Here is a 15,508-nt window from a genome sequence, read left to right as displayed (position 1 = left end):
AATACTTAAAATAAGGGCTTTGTGTGTGCTAAACCTTTGGAGGGTTTTGTATGAGACCTAGTCGATAACTTTGTTTTGAACAACGATTAGAGCAGAAAACGCTGACTTCGTTCCGTACATTTGGTTTCCTTGAGCATCTAGCATCGCAGTTCCATTAACGTTGAAGCGAGGGTTTCTTGCCCCTTCAGTTTCCTGAATGCGGTAGAAAAGATCAGAAGCTAGTGAGCTTGGAAGACGAACACATCCGCCAGAAGCTTTTTTACCTAACATTCCTTCAGTTCCTTTTGGAGCTTCGTGAAGAGCGATCCCACCGTTAAAGAAGATCGCAAATGGCATTTTAGTTCCACCTGTTAGCCATGAGAATCTTCCACCGTAGGCAGATGACCTGTGGTCTTTGCTTAGGAAAGTTGGAGTGTAGTATCCAGTTGGAGTCACAGTCCATGAGTCTGCTTTAGAGTGGTGTTCACCTTTTCTTTCAAACTCATCTCTACCTGTAGAGATTTTTTCTTGTCTGATTAACTGGCCATACTCGAACACTTTAATTGTCTGAGCGTCTTTACCAGTGTTGGCCTTGTTTACAACAACTACGTAACGGAATTCTTTTGTCCATGGTTGTGTTTCAAAAGTCTTTGTTGTGAAAGTTACGTCGACATCAACTGGTCTTGTTGTTCCCAGAGTTGCCCCTGCCATGTCTTGTGCAGAAACTGTGAAGGCAGTTAGTGCGAAAATCATTGCGAATATCATTTTCAATGGAATCTCCTCGTTCATTAAAATAGTGGGAGGGTAGTAACACTACAAGCGTAGTAAGGCATCCAAAATCTTTAGGGGTAAATTTGTTTACCTTTTGAACTTACTGATAATGCGTTTGGTGTTGGAAATTTTTTTTGCTGACATTTTGGTGGCAACGCAGTGTAACCCAAGTTTTTTTGTCGCCTTGTTTCCTGATTCTCTCTGTCAGATGTTGCCACAAAGCAACACTTTGTTACCAAAAGTCTTTTAAATTTTCCAAACCAAACGATAATGGATTCATGGAAACAAATACAATTGAGACTAGCCACTCACAATTATGGTTAGAAAACTTACTGGCCGAGAAAACGAAAAAGAATCCGCAATTCTCTCTGCGCGCTTTTGCCAAGATGGTGGATGTGAGTCCGGCGGTTCTTTCCAGAGTTCTTTCTGGAAAAAGGAAGATGACTTTCAACCTGGCAACGAGAATCGCAGATGCACTTCACATGGGGCCGATGGAGAGAGAAACACTCTATTCGTTTTTCACTGACCCACAAACAGTAGAAGAAAAAACGGACAGACATGAAAAAGAACTGAGCATTGATTGTTTCAATGCCATGAAGGAGTGGTACCACTACGGTATTACCCAGCTGCTTTTTATGCAGTCGTTTCAGGAAGACCCCAAGTGGATTGCCAAAATGCTTTCTATCACTGAACTGGAAGCAAAGATGGCGATTGAGCGCCTGCTTCGTTTAGGAATTTTAGATAGAGATGAAGAAGGGAAATTATTCAGGACTTCAACTCATCTTTCAACCAGCACTGATATTGCTTCAGCAGGCATCAGGCATTTTCAAAAACAAATTTTAGAAAAATCAATTGAGTCTTTAGAAAAGGATCCTCTTTTAGAAAGAGATATCACTTCCATTACAGTCGCGATTAATGAGGAGCGTATTCCGGAAGCTAAAAAAGAGATCATGAAGTTTAGAAAAAGAATGGCGGAATTTTTAGGAGAAGGTGAGAAGACCAGAGTGTACAATCTGGGCGTTCATTTAATTCCTTTGAGCAAGTCCACAAAAGGGGAAGTTTAATGAAGTCTATTTATATTGGATTAATGTTAATGGTTTTAAATCCTTTCACTGTCTTTGCCAAAGGTGGGGATGATACAGGCAATGGCGGATCAGGTTTACTTAAACGCTCACCTGTTCAGCAGTACTCGTGCATATTAAAGGCCGGGAAATATAGCCCTGAGAACGGGGGTGTGGAAATCACATCCTATGCGAGACAATTTTTTTACTATTTAAATGAAGTTATGCCAGAGCCTATTGAGGAGAATCCTTTTTATGTCTGTCATGATGCTCAACTTTATGGAGAAAGAGACTCTATAGAGTTTCCACGCTTAGATTTGATTTCTAATATTTTTCCTGTCTATAGTAGATTTGATTCGCGCTTTCAGGGCGATTCATCAGGTAAAATGCAGATTGATAGAATAATTCAGGAAAGAGTTTTAAAAGAGATCGGTGTGAATTATCAGTCAGACCTCTTTTTTAAATATAGATTTAATGGAAACAGCTTTGGATATGTTGTAAGGCCATTTTTGGATACTTATACAAATAGTTACTATTGTCCTTCGACCAACAACTTCTTTATTTCACCCGTGTTAAAAATTATTACAGAATATACAGGGGAGACAGAGGGCTTGTATTTAGGACAGATGGAGCCTCAGAGGCTCGTCACGCCAAATGAGAATAGAACAATTATAGCCGAACTTCAGGTTGCTGAAAAAAATATCATGAAATATGGTTTTTATATCAGAGATGGTCAGAAAAAAAGAATTGAATATGAAGATCAAATAGAAACAGAAACGATTTACTTCTACTACCCATTCAGTGATGTGCAAGACCCATTGGTAAAAGGAAGTAGAAAAATTGTGACTGTAAAATTTGCGGATCCTGAGAGTTATACAAAAAAACTTGGATGCGTGTTTAGTAAAAATTAAGGAACATCAAGATGAAAGTACTTATATTAAGTTTTTTTAGTTTTTTATTAATATCAACAGCGTCTGCAGGCCTGGAAGAAATTTTTGGCAATGCTGAAATTGGGGATCAGTGCGGAAGTGATTACCAATGTCAAACTCTATGCTGCAAAGGAAATAATGAAGGCAGTTTGACTTGTGCTGAACATAATTCGCAGCAATCATGTTCAAAGCCAGCTGGTGAAACATGTATCTCCAATGAGTTTTGTAAATCGGAGTATGTGACCGTTTGTAAGGTTGTAAGAACTGGAGTTGGGGCAGATGGTTCACCTATGTGCACTCTTAGGTGCTCACCAACTCTAGTTAAAGGCTCATGCGTGAATAGCATTTGTCGTTATCCAGTTTCGCCACCAATCCCATCTTTTGATCCAAAAGATTGTTCAAATGCAGTTGATCCATAATTTTAAAATAAGTTTTAAGGAAGAAATATGAAAACATTATTAATGATGACTTTGATCGCCCTTAGCACAGCTCTTTTTGCTAAAGGTGGAGACGATGCCGGCAATGGCGGATTTGCTTATAAACAGTCAATTAAGATTTTAAAAATGGCGAGTGAGGAACTGGAAGATAAAATTGCCCATTCGACCTTGCAGGACTTAAGTGATTACCCAGAAAGAAGAGAGATTCTCCAAAGAACACTAAAATACGATAACCTTCGCCAGTTGTATTTCTGGGTTAGGTACCGCGATGGAAAAAAACTTGCGATGGATTATCAAGTGAAACCAGCGAGAGTGACAATTCTTGCACCTTACTACCAGGCCTTCGCAGGAAAGACGGATACAGAATTAGAAGATGCTTCACTTGAAGTGCAAAAACGCCTACTTCACGAAGCGTCTCATATTTGGGGTTATAATGAAGCCGCAGCTGAAAAATTCTCAATTGCTTTTTTAGCCGAGCAAGCGGACCTCCCAAGACCGACAAAGACTATTGCAATCAAACCAGATTTTTGTTCATGTAGAATGGGGAGACCAGACATTGTGAACGGCTGTGATAGCTTTTGCGCGGTTCAACCTTATTCAATGGCAGCAATTCTCTATGTAAATACAGCTCCGGAAGCTGATGTAGCACTTAATCCTAAATTGGGAAATCTTTATAACTGGTGTACTACTCAGTTAGACCACGATGAAGTTGCACCTCAGTGTGTATTGAATGCATGGGATGGAAAAAATTCCATCAATATTCCGGTCACCTTAAAGACAAATTCTAATTCTTTTAGTGCAAATATCTCTCAGTTAAGCACTGAGCGTACATGGGTTTTAAAGCTGGTAGAGAATAAAACGGGATCAAATGCTCAGACAAAAGAATTCCAGATCAGAAGAAAAGAGTTAATGCCAGAAGATGGTGGAGTAGGCGGGGCCTTAAAAATAGCTCCGGCCAATCAATACACATGTTTGATTTATGGTGGAAAGACTGATGCCATGGGCGAAATTATTCGCACAACTTATGTTCGTAAGTATTATTACTACCCAAATAATGAAACTCCCGCCCCTGTTCCTGCCGTCGGTGGAGCAAGACAATCACAGATTGTTTGCCATGATGAGCAGTTGTACCCAGGTGCAGATAGTTACCTCTATGAAAGACTAGAGCTTCAGCCCGCTCACTTTTTGGCCTGGGATAAAGCTGACCTTCGTTTTACTTATGATGTAGGAAACAGTGGGAAGTTGCGTATCAATAAGATTTTAGAAGATCGTCTTTTATCAGAGTTTGGTATTAATACGACGTTGAGTCTTTTTAATCTTCTCAATTATTCAAACCGTCCTTCGAGTCTCTCAACGAATCCTTCGAATGTACCAGTCGGTTATGTCATGGTTCCTTTTTCTACTGTGACCGGGACAACGTTTTGTCCAACTGCGACTGATTTTCAGGGAAATCAACCGCTGATGAGTCTTCTTGGTGATTATATGAATTCTACCGAGGCACTTTATATCGCTGAGAAAGAACCAGAAACAATTCAGGATGGAACCGTTTATAAAACTGTCTATGGAACAATGTTTATTACTGATTCTGATTTACAAGGGATCGCTTTTACCATTGAAAATGGTGTGAAGAAACTCGTAACAAGAGCAGACTATCATTCAAAGAGAGTTTATTATTATTGGCCAAAGCATCCGACACTAGATCCTTTGACTGCTAATAATAGAAAGCTTTTTGTGGTTAAAGCGCCTAATGAGCTGAATGAAAATTCGATGAGTGGGCTGCCAACATCTATTCAGACAAGTGATAAAAGAATTGGATGTGTTCCAAGAAAATAATGAGAAACAAAAAGGCCCTCTTTCGAGGGCCTTTTTTATTGCTGACGACATCTTTTTAAAACTTCTTTGATCTGATCTCTTACGATTTTTAAAGGAAGTTGTTTTTTTATAATATTAGTTAGAATGACTTTATCGGAGATTGATAATTCACAAAAGTCAGATTCAGTGTAACAGTTCACATGATCCTTAAAAGCGCTGGATTCAATTTGCTGGCAGCTTAAATGAGGATTTTCCATGTAGGCCCGGTAGATCTCATCCTGAAGACAAAAAGCATTTTTAGTTAAAAACTCTTTTCCTCTTTCTGAGAAACGGTAAGCTTTTGCTTTCAAGAATTGTTCGCAGTAAAAGTAACCAAAATCTTTGGCATAACCGGCCGGACCGCAAGGGATAGTTTTTTCTAGTGAGAGATAAAAATTGCAGGACCCATATTCTGGAGCCTGCAATTCTGCTTTGACATTAAAAGAAAATAAGAGGCATAGGATAAACGTCTTCAAGAGAGTTTATTTGCCGTTTCTAGCATCCCAGTTGATATCATCAAGAGTTCCAAACGTGAAACCTTCGCTGATTAACTGAGGAATGTACTTCGCTAGCATTTCTGCTGATTGAGGGCGAAGATCGTGCATTAATACAACTCCACCTTTTACTTTGCGAGATTCGTACATATATCCAGCTAGACATTCATCAATAGTCATCTTTTTGCTCCAACAAGCCCAGTCAGCTGCTTGAACATATTGACCATCTTTTAACTCAACTTCACCACCGATGTCCCAAAGGATTGGCCCAATGTATTGTCTTCCGATTTCTTCTTTGTTTAGAAGGTCTGCAAACTTATCATCCCAAGCTCCTTCTGGTGCTCTGAAGTAGAAGTTCTTCCCGTTTGACATATAAGGAGCAAGGATTGTGTGGGCATCAAGGACTTCTTTCTTTACTGTTTTTTTCCAAGAAAAGAATGAAAGGTCTTTTAGTGCGTGGTGATCAAGAGAGTGGTTAGCAACAATGTGGCCTTCAGCTAAGATTCTTTTCATGATAGCTGGATGGTCTTTAGCGTTGTTGGCGATAACGAAGAAAGTGGCCTTTACACCATATTCTTTTAGCGTATCAAGAATTTTTGGAGTTACAGCTGCTGTTGGACCATCATCGAAAGTCAGGATGATTTCCTTTGAACCGCGGTGAAGTCTTTCCATGTTCCCTTGAGAGAAAACTTTGTCTTGGGCATTTTCATCTTGTTGCCCGATAATTTTTCCTGAGAAATCAGCAAAGGCGCTTGCTGACATTAAAAAAAGTGCAGCTAGTAAAGTTGTTTTCATTTGAGAGTCCCCTTTAAACATTGTGTGAATGTGGGGGACTTATACTAAAATTCAAAAATCTTGTCCTAAGGGTTGAAATTCTTTCACGGGGGATGCCCCTGAATGAGTATTTTTTTCATGGAGAGCAGACAAGTGCGGACAATTTATGGTTTAAACGCCCAAAATAAATCGACTTCATTTACTAAGGGGAATCTATGAAAAAGATGATCGCGTCTGCACTATTATTAAGCTCTGTCAGTGCTTTTGCTTACAACACTGAATACGCTCAATTAAGACCTGGAAAAGAAATCCTGGTAGATGTTGCTAAAAAAGACGTTATTTCTCTAACTTTAGAAACAAACAGCAAAGATGGAAAGGCTGAGCCAAAGTACACGTTAGTAAAACAATGGAGTAACTTTGAGTGTGAATACAAACAAACTCTTCTTCTGCACTCTGGATACAATATCGAAAGTAAAACTTATAAAAGAACTTGGGAAATCCAGGTAACGTGGACTCCGGGAGCTGATCTTTCTGGATGTATCGTTAAAGTAAGTTTTCCAGGAATGGCGGATTCTCGTGCTGAACTTTTCATGAATTACTAATTTGAAAATATGAAAAGTCATTTTGGTTATATTTATCCTACAAAAAATGTATCAGTGCTCGACCTGGATATGACGACTATTCGCGATTTGGATGAGAGCATTGATATTTTATGTGCGCATTTTGGTGAAGACGACCAAGACCAGTCTCTGGCCGAAGAACACTGCCCTTATTTTGGGGTTCTTTGGGAGGCGGGAATTGGGTTGAGTCAATTTCTAACGCCGCAAATGTGTGAAGGGAAAAAGATTCTGGAGATAGGATGCGGTCTTGCGCTGCCTAGTTTTGTCGCAACAAGATTTGGTGGTGATGTTATTGCCACTGATTTTCATGCAGATGTCCCGCTTTTCCTGGAGAAAAATCAAGCAGGCAACCAAATCAAATTTCAATACGAAGTGATGAACTGGCGCTCTGAAATCGAGCGCACAAAAAATACTCTTGGCACATTCGATCTTGTTTTAGGCTCTGACATTTTATATGAAAGTCAGCACCCACTTCAAGTGGCCCAGGCCTTGATTGCCTTTTTAAACCCAGGGGGAAAGATCATTCTTTCTGATCCTGGAAGAGCTTATATCCAAAAATTTGTTTCTTCGATGAGAGAGCTTGGCTATCCGGAAGAAATGAAGACTATGAGAGTGAATGCGAGATTCACTCCAAAACAAGTAGACCGCGAGATCTTTTTATTTGAATTTAAAGCGTAGGAGAACGCACATATGAAAGCATTTATTTTTGGGATTCTTTTGCTGGCAAATACCGCAATGGCAGGCGAGACAGGAGTTTGGTTAAAATCAAATGATGAAGACTCTGTTGTCGCAAGACTTCCACGCTTGATCATGGCGACTTTTGTAGATCAGGGATTTAAGCAAAAAGAAATCTCACCTGGGATTTTTGAATTAAAAGTTTCAAACGTGAGATGTGATTATTTATCAAGAGATGCTGCTTACCCGGATCTTCCAACTGGAGGACTTCCAAGCGTAAAGTGTTACACTGATGCAGTTCTTGAAATGAATGGTAAAGGAACAAAGATTCAAGAGGGTCGTTACCTGAATGAACTTTTTAATACGATTCAAGAAAAAAGAGACCTGCCAATCACTGACTGTGCAATGGGGGGAAAGTGTGTTTCTTTTGTTTCGACCATTCAGTGCTGGGTTGATTTAAACATGGAAGAAATGAAAGACGCTTACTCTTGTTTCTTAAAGTAAAATGTCTTCAAAAAAAGCACCACGACCTAATTCATCATCAATTAAATGAATCTCCAGTACCCATAAAGTGGGTGCTGGGGAAAATTCAATGTTGCCTAATTTTTCTTTTGAATGAACAGCGTGAGGGAAGTCTCCCAATCTGTGTCCGTACATATTGCTATTAAGTCTCAGATTTAGTTTTTGAGCTTCATTTTCAGCGAAAGTATAAAGCTCTTTTCCCGTAAGTTTTTGTTCCTTCCAGGCCTTTTGAGTAGAGTAAAAAACAGCTTTGGCACTTTGAGCGAGATGTTTGTGTCTTGGATTGTGTCCAATTGTAAAAGTCTCACCGTAATCGCCTTCATGGTTGTAATAAACCGGGCCGATATCGGCGAAGAAAATATCATCTTCAACAATCGTATAATCTTCAGAATTATCGCGGAAATTTTTTGTCGTGTTAGGCCCCATACGAAATTTTGTCGGATGCCATCTTTTCTCAAGACCTGAATCATCCATCATGGATTCCAGAAGAGCGCGACCTTCTTTTTCCGTCATGCCTGGAGTGATTTTTTTGGCAAAATTTGCCACGACCTGACGGGTTTTTTCCTGCGCGCGCAGGTAATCGTCTAGGTTAAATTGTTCGCCAGTATTTTCTAGAGAGGAGCTCATTTGTGGGGACCCGGAGGGCAGATTGCACAGCCGTAATCCGAGTCTTCGTGTTCATCGATCTCATCTTGCAGGCTTTGCTGGTAAGCTTTGATCTCAGTGTCGTCTGCGCCAAGTGAACGAATCAATGTTTCGGCCAGTCCCGGAGCAACGACTTCGATATCTAATCCTGCTTCTTCCATTTGCGTAGCAAAGGCATAAGCATCGTTAATTTTATCGATGGTTGTTTCGAAGAGGCAGGTGCCAGATAATGAATCAATGACGCGAACTTGGTTTGACATTTACCAAGACTAACAAGAGAATGCTCCCATGGTAAAGAGAGTTTTTTATATCGAAAAAGAAAAGTTTTTGCGTTCAATGATGGAGTTGGCACTGCGAGCTAAAAAGGCAGAAGTCTATACTGTTGAAACCTTGAACGAGAACTTTTATTTGATTGATGATCTCAAGCCTAACCTGATCATTTTCGACCTGGATAATAATCCGGCCGACCTCGAAAGACTCTATGAGTACTCACAGGGGACTAAACTAGTGGCCACTGGCCCAGTTGGTTCTGAGAATTCCCTGGATAAAAGGGTCTCTGGCTTCATTCCTAAACCCCTTGTGGCCCATAATCTGGCCGAGAGGGTTCTTGCCTTAATTGACTAAATTAGTTTTAGAGAATTTTTGTCCTCTTCCAAGCAGATTTTAAGGGATAACTTAAAATAGGATTATGACAAATCAAAAACTTGGAATCCTCAGGGAAAAGAATGCGTTCGTCGTTTTTCTCTCTCAACTCTTATCAACCGTCTGTGACAAGATGATGTCCATTGGACTCGTCTGGTATCTCACTACCATGTATTCGATTAATATCGTTCCATGGTTTTTAGCGGTGAGTTTTTTACCACACATTTTTATGTCTTTTTATTCTTCCAAGCTCATCGGGCGATTTGGAATTTTAAAAACAGTCATTGTCTCTGAGTATTTTAGGGGAGCTGTTTTACTCGCGCTTTTTGGTGCCTTGTTTACTGTCCCAGAAAAGAGCAATGCCTTCTTGATACTTTTATTTGCAGCGTCTTTTTTAGTGGGAATAGGCTCGAGTGTTTTTAACCCGGCCATCTTATCACTGCCGCCACTTTTAGTTGAAGACGACAAGATTGCACCACTCAATGCCTTATTAGACACCAGTTTTTCTATCTCAAATATTTTAGGTGCTGCTTGTTCTATTTTCTTACTTAATATTTTTGATATCAAAATTTTAATTCTTATCAATGCTGTGAGTTTTATCGGAGCGGCGCTTTTGCAAGGGATGGTCAAACTTATCAAAACAGAAGAGAAAGCTTCGGAGGATGCAGAGGCCATGGGGCCGATGGTCGTTTTAAAAAAATACCCGGCGATTGCAAAAATGCTGATGAGCTTTCTTTTTATCAACGTCGTTTTTACTCCGATCATGGTTATGATCCCTTGGTACGTAGAGAATGTTTTTAAGGGCAACGGAAGTGACCTCGCAATGATTGAAGGAGCAATGGGAGTAGGGGCTTTCTTAACGGGAATGTTCTTATCTCTGAGTGCTTTTACCGTGAGAGAAGAAAAACGCATCGGAATGATTGCGATTATCTGTTTCTTATTCGGTCTCTTCTTTCAGGTCTTCTCGTTTTCTAAAACGACAGGGGAAGCATCTTTCCTGCTATTTTTAATCGGGGTCCTGAGTACATTCTTAAACGTTCAGGTTTTAACTTATTTCCAGACATCACTCAAAGAAAGCGAAGTGCCTTCGATTATGGTGGCCGTCAATATTATTTCTGCTGCTTCTATGCCGCTTTCTTTTGCCATCTCTGGGGTTTTACTTCCAGTGGTGGAAGTTCCAAAGTTTGCTTTAATCTGCGGTCTCTTGACCATGCTGATTGCGTTTTTTATGCCGAGTTTTTTAAAGACTAAACCATCAAGTGAGAATGTATGAAGTTTGGAAACAATGAAGTGATTGAAAGAGCGACCACTGGAGATGTTGATGAGATCATCAATCTCTACCGCGCCGTCTACGGAAGAAAGTATCCAATCTCGTATGGGACAGACCCAGAGCTTCTTTCTCGGTCGATACAAAATAATGAAACCCATATGGTACTTGTGGCCCGCGATCTCAATCAAAAGGTGATCACCGGTGCGCTCATTACAGAAATCGATAAAGAAAATAAAATTGGAAAATTGGTAGGACTTGTAGTTCATCCGAATTTTCAAAAAAATAAAATTGGAAACCATCTGGTGGTTTATGTCGGAGAGCATTTCCTGGAAAAGGAGAGTGAAATCAATTCTCTTTATGCTACAACCAGAACTATCACAGTTGGGCCTCAAAGAGTTTTTATTAAAAACCAATACCTCCCGTTGGGGATTTTTCCCAATGCTCACCGTTTGAGCCAGTATGAGACAGTGACTTTGTTTGCTAAGTTTAGAAAAGGATTATTAGAAAAGAGAGTGCCTACTAAAGAAGTCTCACAATCGTTGATTCCTATGTATAACATTCTTCAAAATATTGTGCCGGATTTATCAATCCCAACAGGAGTGCCACTATCTTCTCCAGAGGCCCCGTCAACAAATGAGGCATGGGATTTTGAAATCATCCGCGCCCCTCACTATGTCTATAGAAAATTCTTGGAAACCTTTCCGGATCCAAAAGACCGCTTCTTTCCTTTTCACACGCCAAATATGTTGATTGCCGATAAGAAGGGGAGAATTGAGATTTTTGCTTATTTCAGTAAACGCGATGGTTACTGCACACTCATTAAAGCAACAAAACCTATTTCAGAACTTGCTGGAAGCTTAACAAGTCTTTACATGCAGCTCGATGATATCGGGGTGTCTTATATCGAAGTTCTTATCAATGTTAAACTCACACAGTTTATTGAGCCACTGCTCGCAGGTCAGTTTGTACCGAGTGCTCTTTATCCGGCGATGAGAGAGGTGGATGGCAAGTTTGAAGATTACATTGTTTTAAGTAGAACAATGGAACCTTTAAACTTTAGAGGGATGGCGGTTATATCTCAATTTAAACCTTTTATTGATCAGTATGTGGATACCTGGAAGCAGGTTAACCTGGATACTATTGAGGTTATTTATGGAACAAAATAAGCTAAGAGTTCCCAATAGCGATAAATTAAAAAATGTTCAGTCCCTATGCGACCAAAGTGATCCGTATAGTGGATTTAAAAAAAGTGATGATGACTTCATTAAAGCGATGAAAGAAATCTCTGCCTGGCATATTGAAAAAAGTGATTTTTATCGCGATCTCAGCCAGTCACAGAAGTTTAATCCTGAAGATATTAAAACTCTCGATGACTGCTTAAAGATCCCACACCTTTGGGCCCATTTTTTTAAGGGGAATGAAATTTTATCTGTTCCTCCGTCAGAAGTCTTTTTACACCTGACTTCATCAGGGACAACTGGTCAGAAGTCGCAAATCTTTTTTGATGAATGGACGATCCGCTCTGCTCAGAGGATGGTGGACTGGATTTTTGAAAAATACGGCTGGGTCACAGAGACTCAAAAATGTAATTACATTCTTTTTAGCTACCAGACAGAAGCGAGTTCTAAATTAGGAACGGCGTATACCGATAACTTTCTTTGCAAATACGCTCCCATCAATGAGGTCTTCACCGCTCTTAAATTAACAGGAAGTGGAGGACATGAGTTCGATTGTTTTGGAACAATTGATGCCTTTAAGCGATTTGCGGATCAGGGACTCCCGGTTAGGTTATTTGGATTTCCGGCATTCTTTTATTTTGCTCTTGAGCGCATGAAGAAGTTGGGGCTTCCTCCCTTAAAATTTCACAAAGACTCGATGGTTTTTCTTGGAGGGGGATGGAAAGGGCACGCTGATAAACAAATTGAGAAAAATGATCTCTATGAACTGGCCGAAGAAATGCTGGGGATTCCTAATGACAGGCTCCGCGATGGATTTGGTTCAGTGGAACATTGTATCCCTTATGTGGAATGTTCTCATCACGAGTTTCACGTTCCCGTTTGGTCGCGCGTTTTTATCCGCGATGTGGAAACCCTGAAACCATTAGGCCTTAACCAAAAAGGTTTTTTACATTTTGTTTCTCCTTATATCACCAGCATGCCAGCTCACTCTGTCATTATGGGGGATATGGCCTCGCTGCATGAGAAATGCAAGTGTGGGATGGAGACACCATATTTTAAAATTCATGGAAGAGCTGGAGTGTCAAAGAATAAGAGTTGTGCGCTTGCTGCCTCTGAACTTTTAAAAGGGAAGGCATCATAATGAGTGCAAATCTTTGGTCTGGAAAAATTGTTTCCGACGATGAATTTAAAATTGAGATCAATAAGCATTTTGAAAATTCTCTTTTCTGGGCAAAGCCACCACTGTCACATTATGTGCTTTTCGATGTGGTAAAAAAAATGCAGGAAGAGTTAAAAACAGAAGGAACTCTGTATAAAACACTTCTTAAAGATTTAGAAAGTAGAGAAGATATCACTAAAGATGAAGTCAAAGCTTCAATGGATGGATTGATTGATTTTTTAAGTGTAGACCAGTTGCGTGTAAAACTTAAAAGAGAATTAGGCAGTGAGCATCCCTTTGAGCTTAAAAGACAGGACGCTAGAGAAAACCACTTTGAAGCCTGGTATCCACTAGGGACTTTAGTGCACGTGACTCCAAATAATTCGCCACTTCTTGGTGTTTTGGGAGTGATGGAAGGCCTCTTAAGCGGGAATGTGAACATCTTAAAGCTGGCCAGAAAAGACAGTGCCTTTGCCGCTCTTTTTTATGAAGCTCTTTGCAAACTTGATACAACTGGAACAATCAAAGACTACGTTTACGTGGCAAAAATCAGTTCCAAAGAAAAAGACTACTTAAAAAATGTACTCTCACTTGCAGACGTTATCTCCGTTTGGGGTGGAGAAGAGAGCGTTCAGAGCGTAAAAGAAATCTCTCCTCGCGGGGCCCGTATTGTAGAGTGGGGACACAAGATCTCTTTTTCTTATATCGCTAAATCAAAAAAAGAAGATTCAGAAGTTTATAAGAAGCTTGCTTATGAAATCTGCCTTAATGAACAAATGGCCTGTTCAAGCCCGCAGTGTGTTTTTATTGAAGACGCTGATTTTCGCGAATTAAAAGAGCTGGCAAAAAACCTGGAAAAAGCTCTCAATGAAGTTTCACCAAGCATGAAGCGCGTTCTTCCTGGAGTTCAGGAAACAGCTGAACTGACTGTAACTAAAGAGCAGGTAAGATTAAAATCTATTAAAGGTGGAAGCCATCTAGTGGAATCAAAAAACCATGACTGGCGCATTTATGTAGAAGACACACCAGCTTTAAATTCATCACCTCTTTTTAGAACAATTTGGCTAAAACCAATGCCAAGAAACCTCATTATTAGTCATTTAAGACCTCTTAAAATGTACCTGCAAACGGCGGGGATTGCTGCAGATGCTTTTGAAGTTGAAGCTCTCTCTCGCGACCTTTATATGGCCGGTGTTCAAAGAATCAGAGCGATCGGGGAAATGACTGATAGTTATATCGGTGAGCCCCACGACGGTGTCTATGCTCTTGAACGCTACTGCCAGAGAATCAATTTCCATGACTCGAAAAATGCAGTCATGATGAAAAATAAAAGTTCTTTTGAAGACCCAAAAAGCAAAACACCAATCAGGACAACTCCGATTATGGAGAAGGCCGATTTTCAAAATCAAAAAGTGGAAGACCGTTATTCAGACCTTTTCTTTTATAGCGGAGGAAGCTCTGGAGAGCCTAAGCTTTCAGTTTTTACTTATGAAGATTACCATCGCCAGATGGAACTTGCAGCTGAAGGTCTGTATGCAGCTGGGTTAAACCCAGTGACAGATAGATGCATGAATTTATTTTATGCTGGCTCTCTCTACGGAGGATTCACGAGTTTCTTCACCATTTTAGAAAAACTTCACGCCGTTCATTTCCCGATGGGAGCAAGCACCGATTTTGCTTTAGTTGGAAAAACGATTATCAGGAATAAAGTCGACACTCTTTTAGGAATGCCTTCGTACTTTATCCAGTTATTTAAAGAAAACCATGAAGAGCTAAAAAAATACCGTGGGATTAAAAAGATTTTCTACGGCGGTGAACATTTTAGTGAAGCGCAAAGAACATATCTTAAACGCGAGTACGGAGTAGAGATTATCCGTTCAGCAAGTTATGGTTCAGTTGATGCCGGGCCATTAGGCTACCAATGTGAATTTGCGACAGGGGGAATTCACCATCTTCATGAAAAACTTCACGACATGGAAATCGTGGGCCTTGAAGCTGATGTCCCGGTGAAAAAAGGTGAGATAGGAAGACTTCTTTTCACTTCAAAAGTCCGTCATGGGCAGCGAATTGAGCGTTATGCTATTGGAGACGTAGGAAGAGAGTTGAGTGGCCCATGTGAATGTGGGCGCATGGGAACTCGTTTTGAATTGATGGGCCGCCATGGTGATGTTTTTAGAATCGGGACAACATTTTTAAGTTATCAAAAGTTTCAAAAAATTCTTATTGATAAGTTGGAGTATGAAGGCTCTATCCAGCTTCATCTTCACTCAGGTGAAGGACTCAAAAAAGAAAAGGTGATTATTCAAATTGAAAACCTTTTTAAAACAGCGCAGACTCCTGCGAGCTTGTTAAAAATATTTATGGAAGAGTACAGCGATTTAAGATTAGTGGTAAAAGAAGACCTGGTTTTAGATTTTGAAGTACAAGTAATCGAGAGAAAAGACCTCACTTTCAGCAACAGTACTGGAAAATTAAGAAGTGTGATTGATCACAGGGTTTAA

The 15,508-nt window shown here is 40.1% G+C and carries 17 protein-coding genes; 12 read left to right on the top strand and 5 right to left on the bottom strand.

The window, feature by feature from the left end; genetic code table 11:
- Positions 1–57: 57 nt before the first annotated feature.
- Complete coding sequence (locus tag C0V70_RS15075; RefSeq protein ID WP_243733565.1) at positions 58–744, bottom strand: L,D-transpeptidase; 687 nt, start codon at positions 742–744, stop codon at positions 58–60.
- A 284-nt stretch (positions 745–1,028) separates the two neighbouring features.
- Here C0V70_RS15075 and C0V70_RS15070 point away from each other — a divergent pair, with 284 nt between their 5' ends.
- The 4 genes from C0V70_RS15070 to C0V70_RS15055 are packed head-to-tail and all read left to right on the top strand — an operon-like array spanning position 1,029 to position 5,010.
- A complete protein-coding gene (locus C0V70_RS15070) occupies positions 1,029–1,814 on the top strand; it encodes a TIGR02147 family protein (protein WP_102244694.1) in 786 nt (261 codons plus the stop codon).
- Positions 1,814–2,722 (top strand): hypothetical protein, encoded by a 909-nt coding sequence (locus tag C0V70_RS15065; RefSeq protein ID WP_102244693.1) that lies wholly within the window; start codon positions 1,814–1,816, stop codon positions 2,720–2,722. The genes C0V70_RS15070 and C0V70_RS15065 overlap by 1 nt, the downstream gene beginning before the upstream one ends.
- Positions 2,723–2,733: 11 nt before the next feature.
- Entirely contained in the window at positions 2,734–3,159 is a 426-nt protein-coding gene (locus C0V70_RS15060) for a hypothetical protein (protein ID WP_102244692.1), read from the top strand.
- A gap of 27 nt (positions 3,160–3,186) precedes the next feature.
- The gene (locus C0V70_RS15055; RefSeq protein WP_102244691.1) at positions 3,187–5,010 is read left to right on the top strand and encodes a hypothetical protein; all 1,824 of its coding nucleotides are present in this window, start codon (positions 3,187–3,189) and stop codon (positions 5,008–5,010) included.
- A 35-nt stretch (positions 5,011–5,045) separates the two neighbouring features.
- Here C0V70_RS15055 and C0V70_RS15050 read toward each other — a convergent pair whose 3' ends face one another.
- The gene (locus C0V70_RS15050) at positions 5,046–5,504 is read right to left on the bottom strand and encodes a hypothetical protein (protein ID WP_102244690.1); all 459 of its coding nucleotides are present in this window, start codon (positions 5,502–5,504) and stop codon (positions 5,046–5,048) included.
- A 6-nt stretch (positions 5,505–5,510) separates the two neighbouring features.
- Complete coding sequence (locus tag C0V70_RS15045; protein WP_158649707.1) at positions 5,511–6,317, bottom strand: polysaccharide deacetylase family protein; 807 nt, start codon at positions 6,315–6,317, stop codon at positions 5,511–5,513.
- 194 nt (positions 6,318–6,511) lie between these two features.
- Here C0V70_RS15045 and C0V70_RS15040 point away from each other — a divergent pair, with 194 nt between their 5' ends.
- From C0V70_RS15040 to C0V70_RS15030, 3 genes are read left to right on the top strand one after another with little or no spacing between them, the layout of a single operon-like run.
- Positions 6,512–6,898, top strand: coding sequence for a hypothetical protein (locus C0V70_RS15040; protein WP_102244688.1), 387 nt, complete (start codon positions 6,512–6,514; stop codon positions 6,896–6,898).
- Positions 6,899–6,907: 9 nt separating this feature from the next.
- Positions 6,908–7,594 carry a class I SAM-dependent methyltransferase gene (locus tag C0V70_RS15035; protein ID WP_102244687.1) on the top strand — a complete coding sequence of 229 codons (687 nt, stop codon included), beginning with the start codon at positions 6,908–6,910 and terminating at the stop codon, positions 7,592–7,594.
- Between the two features lie 12 nt (positions 7,595–7,606).
- Complete coding sequence (locus C0V70_RS15030) at positions 7,607–8,095, top strand: hypothetical protein (RefSeq protein WP_102244686.1); 489 nt, start codon at positions 7,607–7,609, stop codon at positions 8,093–8,095.
- On the opposite strand, the gene C0V70_RS15025 is transcribed toward C0V70_RS15030, so the two are convergent.
- Positions 8,087–8,740, bottom strand: coding sequence for a M24 family metallopeptidase (locus tag C0V70_RS15025; RefSeq protein WP_102244685.1), 654 nt, complete (start codon positions 8,738–8,740; stop codon positions 8,087–8,089). The two genes, C0V70_RS15030 and C0V70_RS15025, sit on opposite strands and share 9 nt — an antisense overlap.
- Positions 8,737–9,018: a hypothetical protein gene (locus C0V70_RS15020; RefSeq protein WP_102244684.1), complete on the bottom strand. Its 282-nt coding sequence runs from the start codon at positions 9,016–9,018 to the stop codon at positions 8,737–8,739. The genes C0V70_RS15025 and C0V70_RS15020 overlap by 4 nt, the downstream gene beginning before the upstream one ends.
- A 28-nt stretch (positions 9,019–9,046) precedes the next feature.
- Between C0V70_RS15020 and C0V70_RS15015 the strand changes: the two genes are divergently transcribed.
- From C0V70_RS15015 to C0V70_RS14995, 5 genes are all read left to right on the top strand, one after another.
- Complete coding sequence (locus tag C0V70_RS15015) at positions 9,047–9,382, top strand: response regulator transcription factor KdpE (protein WP_102244683.1); 336 nt, start codon at positions 9,047–9,049, stop codon at positions 9,380–9,382.
- 64 nt (positions 9,383–9,446) lie between these two features.
- Entirely contained in the window at positions 9,447–10,673 is a 1,227-nt protein-coding gene (locus C0V70_RS15010; protein WP_102244682.1) for an MFS transporter, read from the top strand.
- Positions 10,670–11,836 carry a GNAT family N-acetyltransferase gene (locus C0V70_RS15005; RefSeq protein ID WP_102244681.1) on the top strand — a complete coding sequence of 389 codons (1,167 nt, stop codon included), beginning with the start codon at positions 10,670–10,672 and terminating at the stop codon, positions 11,834–11,836. Before C0V70_RS15010 ends, C0V70_RS15005 begins: the two co-directional genes overlap by 4 nt.
- Positions 11,823–12,989, top strand: a complete 1,167-nt coding sequence (locus C0V70_RS15000) for a LuxE/PaaK family acyltransferase (RefSeq protein ID WP_102244680.1) — start codon at positions 11,823–11,825, stop codon at positions 12,987–12,989. Before C0V70_RS15005 ends, C0V70_RS15000 begins: the two co-directional genes overlap by 14 nt.
- Positions 12,989–15,508: an acyl-CoA reductase gene (locus C0V70_RS14995; protein WP_102244679.1), complete on the top strand. Its 2,520-nt coding sequence runs from the start codon at positions 12,989–12,991 to the stop codon at positions 15,506–15,508. The genes C0V70_RS15000 and C0V70_RS14995 overlap by 1 nt, the downstream gene beginning before the upstream one ends.

Origin of the sequence: Bacteriovorax stolpii (assembly GCF_002872415.1) — a bacterium.
Lineage (GTDB): Bacteria > Bdellovibrionota > Bacteriovoracia > Bacteriovoracales > Bacteriovoracaceae > Bacteriovorax > Bacteriovorax stolpii.
Note: the sequence above shows the minus strand (reverse complement) of the source record. Positions and strands in the feature narration are given on the sequence as shown.